Raw genomic sequence first — 8,791 nt, 5'->3', positions numbered from 1 at the left:
TGCAGCAGCACATAAGCCGAGCCCGGCGTGTAGGGGCTGGCATAATTGCCGACGACGGAATCGAAGCCGAGCAGCGCCTTGATCGGCTCGCTCTCGAACCAGCCATCGAGCCAGTCCCCCGCCGATTTGGTGAAGAGGTCCATCACGTCGCGCTTGGCAGTGAGATCGAGCCGCGACAGCCGCCGCGCCACCCGGCCGGCATCGATCAGGTCCGGCAGCGCAGCCAGCCAGCTACCTTCGCGGAGATTGGGCGGCGCCTGCAGCACGAGGTCGCGTAGCACGGCGGCCACCGTCTCCAGCCGCGCCTCATAGGCCGGCAGCCGCTGCGCATCGCGCTCCGAGAAGGCAGCGACGGAGGCCGCCGTCCGGCCCCGACCGGCCGCGAGATGCCGCCCATCCGGCAGCGGCAGGAAGTTGGCCATGCGCCGCTCGACGATTTTGAGGCCGTGGCGGTGTAGTTCCATCGCGGCGATGATCTCGGGCCGCAGCAGGCTGACCGTGTAGCTCGCGGTCGAGTTGCGGAAGCCGGGATGGAAGGTCTCGGTCACGGCCGCGCCACCGACGACGCCGCGCCGCTCCAGGACCGTGACAGACAGCCCGGCCTTGGCGAGCCGGTGCGCGCAGACGAGCCCGTTATGGCCCGCGCCGAGGATCACGACATCGCAGGTTGTCGTCGCCATGGAAGCCTCAGGCCCCGGCCTTCAGCCGGGCCCTCACCTCGGCGACGCTGGCCGGGCGCCCGCCGGCGGCCTCGACCCGCCGCACCGTCTCCGCCACCAGATCGGCATTGGTCCGCCCGCAGCCGAAGGGCGCATCCTCCAGCCCGGCGCGCACATGCACCCCACGCGCGACCGCCGCCGGGATCAGCCCGGTGAGATCCACGCCCAGCCCCGCGATCATCACCGGCGCCTTGGGCGCATCCTCTGCGAGCAGCTTGAGATGCGCATCGAGCGCCCAGTCGCGCGGCGGGAAGCCCCAGGCGAAGGCCTCCGAGAACATCAGCCGGTAGATCGGCGTCGGCAGGCCCGGATAGGCCTTGGCCAGCGCCGCGCCCAGCCGCGTGAAACCGGGCTCGTAGATCGCATAGCTCGGATGGATCCTGTGCGCCTGCGCCACCGCCATCCCCTCGCGGATATGCTCGCCGGGGTTCTGGTAGATGAAGCCGGCCTCGCCTGAAGGGATGCCGTCGAAGGTCGTCCAGTTGCAGGAGCCGGGATCGAGCACGCCCCATTCGACGAGCCCGCGCCTGGCCAGTTCCTCCAGATGCGTGTAGCGGCCCGAGCCGATGATTTCCCCGGCATAGCCCGAGCCGACGATCGGGATGGTCGGATAGACGATGGCGTCGACCTTCGCGCGGATGCCCTCGATCGCCTTTGCGTAGAGCTCCCAGTCGTCGCGCTGTCGCCCGGTCTCGAGGTCGTAGACGTGCAGATGCACGATCGCCGCGCCCGCCTCCACCGCGGCGATGCCGTCGGCGACGATGTCGGGAATGGCGATCGGGATGCCGGGCTGGCGTTCCACGCCCCAGGGCCCGTTGATCGCAGCCTCGATCCAGATGGGTTTGGTCATCGGGTCCGTTTCGGTTGGGCGAGGTGGTCGCGAAGCCACTGAGCCAGCACGTCTTCCTCGGCCTCACCGGCAGCGACGGCGAGGATCGCGGCCGTCATATCGGCTTGCGGGATCAACAGGTCGATCCCGTTCAGGTTGAAGAAAACGATCATGGCAGCAAGCGCCGCGCGCTTGTTGCCGTCGATGAAGGGGTGATTGCGGGCGATGCCGAAAGCATAGGCGGCAGCCAGCGCCGCGAGATCGTGCTCGCCATAGGCATATTTGTTCTGAGGTCGGCCGAGCGCCGATTCCAGCATGCCCTGATCACGGATGCCGGCCGGACCGCCGAACAGCGCCAGCTGTTCGGCATGGATATCGATAACGAGATCCACAGCGAGCCATTGCGGCTCGTTCATTTCGCCAGCTCGCGGAAGGTGTCGGCATAATCCTTGAACGCCCGGCGCGCGAACGCCATGCCCCGAGCATGGACATCGTCATAGGGCACGAGTTTGACCTCGCGATCCGGCTGGCGAACGACGGTGAAGCGGTCGCCCTCGGCAAGACCGAATCGAGCCAGAACGTCTTTCGACAAAATGATCCCGACGGAGTTGCCAATTTTCCGAAGCTGCACGACATCCGACACAACGTCGCCATCTTGCGGCGGGACGATCTCGTTCATGTCACCTCTCCCGTTATACAACTCGTATAACACGCCGGGAGGCACCTGTCAGCCGCTGGCGGCAGCGATCGAATCGCCTGGTCGGGCTCGCCCCGCCCACGCTCCGTCGAACACTATCGTCGCGACCAGCCAGACCGCCAGCGCCACCGCAGCGACGCCCCCCAGCGCCATGAATGCGGCGCCATAGCCGAAGGATTGCGCCACCCAGCCGCCCAGTGTCGGGCTCAGCGAGGCGCCGATGCCCTGCACGGTCATCACGGCGCCGAGCCCGACATTGAAATGTCCCGTGCCGCGCAGGATGCGGGCGACGAGGCCCGGCAGCGCGACGCCGAGCAGCCCCGCCCCGACACCGTCGAGGATCTGCACGGGCACCAGCACCCAGAAGCCGGGAATCGACGCCGCGATCAGCCCGCGCAGCGGCAGGGCCAGCAAGGCGAGCACGATGACGAAGCCGTAGCCCCGGCTCTGCGCCAGCTTCGCCGCCAGCAGCGCCATCGGGATCATCGTCAGCTGCGCCACGACGACGGTCAGCGCCGTCGCGGTGCTGGGGTCGCCCTGCCCGCTCGCGACCATGGACTGGCCGAGCAGCGGCAGCATCGCGCCATTGCCGAGATGGAACAGCATCATGACCAGCGCCAGGATGCCCAGCGGCGCGGAGGTCAGCAGCATGCGCCAGCCCGAGCCCTCGCGCGCCTGTGCATCGCCGGCCTCGCAGCCGCGCGCCGCTTCATGGTCGATCGCGTCGGCCGGGATCATCAGCGCCGCGGCGATCGCCCCCACCGCCATTGCCGTCATGAACCAGAACACCGCCTGCAGCCCGAAGACATAGCCGAGCGCGCCGCCGGCCAGTGCCGCGAACATGTTGCCGCCATGGTTGAAGGCCTCGTTACGGCCGAGCTGCTGCGCGAACCCCGCCTGACGCACGAGGCCGAGCGTGATCGCGGCGATCGCGGGCGCGATCACCGCCCCCGCCACGCCCTGGACGATCTGTGCGCCGATCGTGATGCTCAGGCTCGGCACGTAGAGCATGGTCAGCGTCGCCGCGATGATTGCCAGCGAAGCGACGATCATGACCGCCCGCTTGAAGCGGGTATGATCGACCAGCGCCCCCAGCGGCGTCGTCGCCGCCATGCCGGCGAGACCGCCGACGGTCATCACCAGCCCAATGTCCTGCGGCCCCCAGCCCTTCTGCTGGAGATAGACCCCGAGGAAAGGGCCGAGCCCGTCGCGGACATCGGCCATGAAGAAATTGAGGGCGTTCAGGGCAGTCAGCGACATGGGCTCGGTCTCCAGCGGCCTTGTGGCCGGCGACCCAACGTCACCTGCCCCGTCTTTGTTCCGCCGGCCCTGCCTGCACATCCGGGCCTTGCCAGCGCTGCGCGCGGCACGCCAAATCCCGCGCCGGGACGAAACAGGTGAAGCCGATGCTCCAGCGCCACGCGACCTATGGCGAGACCGTCGAACGGTTCCGCTGGGCAATCCCCGAGCGGTTCAACATCGGCGTCGCCTGCTGCGACCGCCATGCCGACGGCACGGGCCGGCCGGCGCTGCTCTACGAGGACGAGGCCGCAGGCCTCGTCGCCCTCTCCTTCGACGATCTCAAGCGCGCCTCCAACCGCATCGCCAATCTGCTGCGCGGCCATGGCCTCGCGGCCGGCGAGCGTACCGGCATCCTGCTGCCGCAGCGGCCCGAGACGGCGATGGCCCATCTCGCGGTCTACAAGATGGGCGCCATCGCGCTGCCGCTCTTCATTCAGTTCGGCCCCGAGGCGCTGGAACACCGGCTGCAGCACAGCGGCGCGGCGGCGCTGATCACGGATGCCGAGAACCTGCCGAAGATCGAGGCGATCCGCCACGCCTTGCCGGATCTGCGGCTGATCATCCTGGTCGACGGCCCAGGCCCCGGCGGCACGCTCGACCTCGCCTCGGAGATGGGGAAGGCCTCCGACGCCTTCACCCCTGTCGACACCCGCGCCGACGACCCCGCCGTGATCATCTACACCTCCGGCACCACGGGGAAGCCCAAGGGCGCGCTCCACGCCCACCGCGTCCTGCTCGGCCATCTGCCGGGCGTGCAGATGCCGCAGTCCTTCTTTCCGCAGGCCGGCGACCTGTTCTGGACGCCGGCCGATTGGGCCTGGATCGGCGGCCTGCTCGATGTGCTGCTGCCGAGCCTCTATTTCGGGGTGCCGGTGCTGGCCTCGCGCGCCCGCAAATTCGAACCCGAGGCCGCCTTCGATCTGATAGCGCGGCACAAGGTCCGCAACGCCTTCCTGCCGCCAACCGCGCTGAAGCTGATGCGCCAGGTCCGCGAGCCCCGCCGCTTCGGCTATTCGATGCGCTCGATCGGCAGCGGGGGCGAGACGCTCGGTGCCGATATGCTTGCGTGGAGCCGCGAGACCTTCGGCTTCGCGGTCAACGAGTTCTACGGCCAGACGGAGGCCAATCTGCTCGTCGCCAACAATGCCGAACTCTTCCCGATCCGCCCCGGCTCGATGGGGCGCGCCGTGCCCGGCCACCGCGTCGCGGTGGTCTCGCCCGAGGGGCAGCCCCTCCCGGCCGGCACGCCGGGCCTGATTGCAGTGGCGCGGCCCGATCCCGTTATGATGCTCGGCTACTGGCGCCAGCCCGAGGAGATGGCGACGAAGTTCGCCGGCGACTGGCTCCTCACCGGCGACACCGGCCATTGCGACGAGGACGGCTATCTCTGGTTCCAGGGCCGAGACGACGACATCATCTCGTCGGGCTCCTACCGCATCGGGCCCGGCGACATCGAGGACTGCATCATCCGCCATGAGGCCGTGCTGATGGTGGCCGTGATCGGCGTGCCCGATCCGATCCGCACCGAGGCGGTCAAGGCCTTCGTGCTGCTGAAGGCCGGTGTGGAGCCCTCGCCAGCGCTCGCGGCCGAGATCCAGGCCTTCGTGCGCGACCGCCTCGCCGCCTACCAGTATCCCCGCCATGTCGAGTTCGTGACGGAGCTGCCGCTGACCGCGACAGGCAAGATCCGGCGGAAGGATTTGAGGGACATGGAGGTGGCGAAGGCGCGGGCGGGGGAAGCGAGGTAAATGGCGTCATGCTCGGGCTTGACCCGAGCATCTCTGGCCAGACGAGCCCCTACCGCACCAAAAGGCCCGAGATTCTCGGGTCTGCGCTTCGCTTCGCCCGAGAATGACGCGCGCGCGGCGCGCGCCCCTACTCCACCTCCAGCACCATCTCGAAGGTCATCAGCACCGGGTTTTCGCCGCGCCGGTAGCGCCCGGCGGCCATCGCCCCGGTATAGTCGACCAGCGCGACATCGATCTGCGCCTCTAGCCCGTCGCCGCGATCGGCGACGGTCCCACCCGTAATCGCGACCTCGGTCGCGAAGTTCTCCACGATCCCGCTCTCCGCAAAGCGTGCGCCGATGGTCGAGCCGACGCCACCATGGATCGTCGCCCGCGCGATGCCGCGCTCGGCGCAGAAGCCCTCCAGCGCCCCGCAGAAATCAATGTTCGGCTTGACCCTGAGCGCGAAGAAGCGGCCTTCGCGGGTGGCGCCGAGCGGCTCCGCCGGCCTCGGCCCGAACAGCTTGAAGTTCGTCTCGGGATCGGTCTCGCCGAGGAAGGCGGCGCCATCCAGCCCGACCGCCGCCAGCGTGATCGCCTCCGCCACCATCGTCTCGTCGGGCAGGATATGGCCGCCGCTGCGCCGCCCGTCGCCCTCGATCCAGAGCGCATGGGCGTGGAAGAAGGGGGCGCCGTCGCGCAGGCCGAAGGTCATCGCGCCCACCGCGATGCGGGCGACGCCGGCTGGCCGGAAGGTGTCGCTGTAGAAGGCGGCATGCCCCGGCGTCTGCGACAGCGCCGGCATCACATAGGCGAAGGGCGAGAGCGCCAGCCCGTCGAGCTTCACTGTCCCGCTGACGAAGCCGGCCGCCGCGAAACCGCGCCTGATGCCCTCGAGCAGCGTCAGGCCGGGCTGCAGTGTCAGCGGAAAGCGCAGGCCGTGGCACTCCGCCCATTGGATGCGGCCGGGCGTCTCCGGCCCGGGCTGCTGGATGCGCCTCACGAGCCCTGCCCCCTCAGCCAGTCGAGTTGCCCGCGCGCCTCGAGTTCGTCGCGCACGAGGCGCTTGGGCACCTTGCCATAGCCGGATTTCGGCAGCGCCTCCCAGAAGAAGAAGCGCTTGGGCATCTTGTAGCGGGCGATCTTCTCCGCGAGGAAGCCCGCGATCTCCGCCTCGTCGGCCCGGGCGCCGCCGCGGCAGACGCAGACGGCGACCCCGATCTCGCCCCAGACCGGATCGGGCAGGCCGAGCACCGCGACCTCCGCGATGGCGGGATGGGTCAGGATCTTCTCCTCGATCTCGCGCGGATAGATGTTCGAGCCGCCGGAGATGTACATGTCCGAAGCGCGCCCGGTGATGTAGACGAAGCCCTCCTCGTCCATATGGCCGAGATCGCCGGTGCGGAACCAGCCGTTCCGGAACGACTTCGCATTGGCCTCCGGGTTGTCGTAATAGCCGGCGAAGACGGCCGGGCCGATGACGCAGATCTCGCCCTGCACGCCGGGCGCGACCTCCTCGCCCGCATCGTCCTGGATCTGCACCTGCATCGCCGTGCGGGCATAGCCACAGCTGCCGACCCGCGCCTGCGGCCCGTCTTCGGCGAGATGCAGCGAGGGCGGCAGCACGGTGATGTTGCCGGTGACCTCGCCCAGCCCGAAATACTGCACCAGCACGGGCCCCAGCGTGGCGAGCGCGCGCTTCTGATCCTCACGATACATCGGCGCGCCGGCATAGATGACATAGCGCAGCGAGGAATGGTCGTGCTGCTCGACGGCCGGATGCTCGACCAGCATCTTCAGGATCGTCGGCACCGTGAACAGGCTGGTGACGCGGTGGCGCGCGATCAGCCGCCAGGCCTCGTCGATGTCGAAGCGCTCGGTCGGTAAAAGGATCGTCGCCGCCCCGCGCGCCGCCAGCATCAGCTGATGGACGCCGGCGCCATGAGAGAGCGGCGCCACCACCAGCGAGCAATCGGCCTCCGTCGTGCCGGGCACGAGGTCGCAGAGATGGTTGGTGATGACGAAGCCCATCTGGCCATGGGTCAGCACCGCAGCCTTCGAACGCCCGGTCGTGCCGGAGGTGAAGAAGAACCAGCACGGGTCGTCATGCTCGACCGCGACATCCGCGACGCGCTCGCCCCTGTGCCGCGCGATCACCGCGCCGACCTCGTCCTCGCCGAAGGCACCCGGCCCGATCCGCCAGGTGAAATCCGGGGCAGAATTGGCCTTCGCCACGGCCGCCGCATGGTCGGGAAAATCGCCATGGCAGAGAAACGCCTTCGCGCCGGACGAGGTCGAGAGATAGGCGACCTCGTCCGGCAGCAGTCGGAAATTGGTCGGCACCCAGACCGCGCCGATCCGGAAGGTCGCAAACATGGAGACGAACATCGCGTCGCAGTTCTTGGAATGGACGAGGATACGGTCGCCCTTGCCGATGCCACGCGCCCGCAACCCCGCCGCCAGCGCCGAGACCTGCCCGTCGAGATCGGCCCAGCTGAGCGTCAGATCGCCCCAGACGAAGGCCGGATGTGTCGCCAGTCGCCGCCCGTTCTGCGCGACGATGTGGCCGAGATTCATCACCCGCCGCGTCATCGGCGCGACGCCGCCCGCGGGAGCGGTCGAAGACGATTCAGCCATGTTGGGTTCTCCTCAATCTTGTCTTGAAACAGCGGCCATGAAGAAAAACCGCGCCGTCATCCCGGACGCAGCGAAGCGGAGATCCGGGATCCATGCCTGAGCCGTTCCGGAATGGATCCCGGGTCTCCCTGCGGTCGCCCGGGATGACGCCCTTTGGGAAGGATCCATTCATTTCAAGCCCGCCTCGCCTCGACCGCCGCCGCGACAGGCGGGACGAGCCGGTCCGCGACGGGACGGCCCGGCCCGAACATCTCCGCCAGACGGCGCTCCATCCGGGCGACCTCGATGCGCAGATGGCCGGCCAGTTCCTCCTGCCGGTCCGGCCCCATGCGGCTGTCGATCGCCGCCAGGCTGAGCGCGCCCGCGACGCGCCCGTCCGGATAGCGGAAGGCCATGCCGACACCCCAGGAACTCGCGACGAGCCGGCCTGGATTGAGGGCGAACCCGCGCCGGCGGGTCAAAGCGAGATCGTCGCGCAGAATCTCCGGTGCGAAGCCCTGATAGCGAGCGCGCAGCTCGGATTCGTTGGCCGCCAGGATGCGGTCCACATCATCGTCCGGCAGTGCCGCCAGGAGGGCGAGCGATCCTGCCCCGACACCGAGCGGGTGCTGGTCTCCGCTCTGAAGGGCATGGGTCCGAACCGGATAGGTGCCCTCCTCCCGATGCAGGCAGACACAGGACCGATCCCGCCGCACGGAGAGGAAACTCGTGTCCATCGTCACGGCGGCGAGGCGGCGCAGGCTCTCCATCGCCAGTTCGAGCAGCCCGTGCCGACGGGCCGCGAGCACACCCAGCACGAAGGCTTCCTCGCCCAGGCAGTAATGCCGCGTCTGCGGCTCCTGCTCGACGAGACCGGCTCGCATCAGCGCCAGCAGCAGCC

The 8,791-nt window shown here is 68.9% G+C and carries 9 protein-coding genes; 1 reads left to right on the top strand and 8 read right to left on the bottom strand.

The window, feature by feature from the left end; genetic code table 11:
• From Q8M82_RS06700 to Q8M82_RS06680, 5 genes are all read right to left on the bottom strand, one after another.
• On the bottom strand, window positions 1–680 hold a 680-nt coding region (locus Q8M82_RS06700; RefSeq protein WP_305690601.1), incomplete at its 3' end, for a phytoene desaturase family protein.
• A 7-nt stretch (window positions 681–687) separates the two neighbouring features.
• Window positions 688–1,569, bottom strand: a complete 882-nt coding sequence (locus tag Q8M82_RS06695) for a beta-keto acid cleavage family enzyme (protein WP_305690600.1) — start codon at window positions 1,567–1,569, stop codon at window positions 688–690.
• Window positions 1,566–1,964 (bottom strand): type II toxin-antitoxin system death-on-curing family toxin, encoded by a 399-nt coding sequence (locus tag Q8M82_RS06690; RefSeq protein ID WP_305690599.1) that lies wholly within the window; start codon window positions 1,962–1,964, stop codon window positions 1,566–1,568. The genes Q8M82_RS06695 and Q8M82_RS06690 overlap by 4 nt, the downstream gene beginning before the upstream one ends.
• A complete protein-coding gene (locus Q8M82_RS06685; protein ID WP_305690598.1) occupies window positions 1,961–2,227 on the bottom strand; it encodes an AbrB/MazE/SpoVT family DNA-binding domain-containing protein in 267 nt (88 codons plus the stop codon). The genes Q8M82_RS06690 and Q8M82_RS06685 overlap by 4 nt, the downstream gene beginning before the upstream one ends.
• 48 nt (window positions 2,228–2,275) lie before the next feature.
• On the bottom strand, window positions 2,276–3,505 hold the full coding sequence (locus Q8M82_RS06680; RefSeq protein WP_305690597.1) for an MFS transporter: 1,230 nt from the start codon (window positions 3,503–3,505) through the stop codon (window positions 2,276–2,278).
• 146 nt (window positions 3,506–3,651) lie between these two features.
• On the opposite strand from Q8M82_RS06680, the gene Q8M82_RS06675 reads away from it, so the two are divergent.
• Window positions 3,652–5,295 carry an acyl-CoA synthetase gene (locus Q8M82_RS06675; RefSeq protein ID WP_305690596.1) on the top strand — a complete coding sequence of 548 codons (1,644 nt, stop codon included), beginning with the start codon at window positions 3,652–3,654 and terminating at the stop codon, window positions 5,293–5,295.
• A gap of 127 nt (window positions 5,296–5,422) precedes the next feature.
• Here Q8M82_RS06675 and Q8M82_RS06670 read toward each other — a convergent pair whose 3' ends face one another.
• The 3 genes from Q8M82_RS06670 to Q8M82_RS06660 form a co-directional block, all read right to left on the bottom strand.
• Window positions 5,423–6,277, bottom strand: a complete 855-nt coding sequence (locus Q8M82_RS06670) for a PCC domain-containing protein (RefSeq protein ID WP_305690595.1) — start codon at window positions 6,275–6,277, stop codon at window positions 5,423–5,425.
• Window positions 6,274–7,911 carry an acyl-CoA synthetase gene (locus Q8M82_RS06665; protein WP_305690594.1) on the bottom strand — a complete coding sequence of 546 codons (1,638 nt, stop codon included), beginning with the start codon at window positions 7,909–7,911 and terminating at the stop codon, window positions 6,274–6,276. The genes Q8M82_RS06670 and Q8M82_RS06665 overlap by 4 nt, the downstream gene beginning before the upstream one ends.
• 173 nt (window positions 7,912–8,084) lie before the next feature.
• Window positions 8,085–8,791: IclR family transcriptional regulator (locus Q8M82_RS06660; RefSeq protein WP_305690593.1), on the bottom strand; the 707-nt coding region annotated here is incomplete at its 5' end.

This window comes from Allobosea sp. (assembly GCF_030694325.1).
Lineage (GTDB): Bacteria > Pseudomonadota > Alphaproteobacteria > Rhizobiales > Beijerinckiaceae > Allobosea.
Note: the sequence above shows the minus strand (reverse complement) of the source record. Positions and strands in the feature narration are given on the sequence as shown.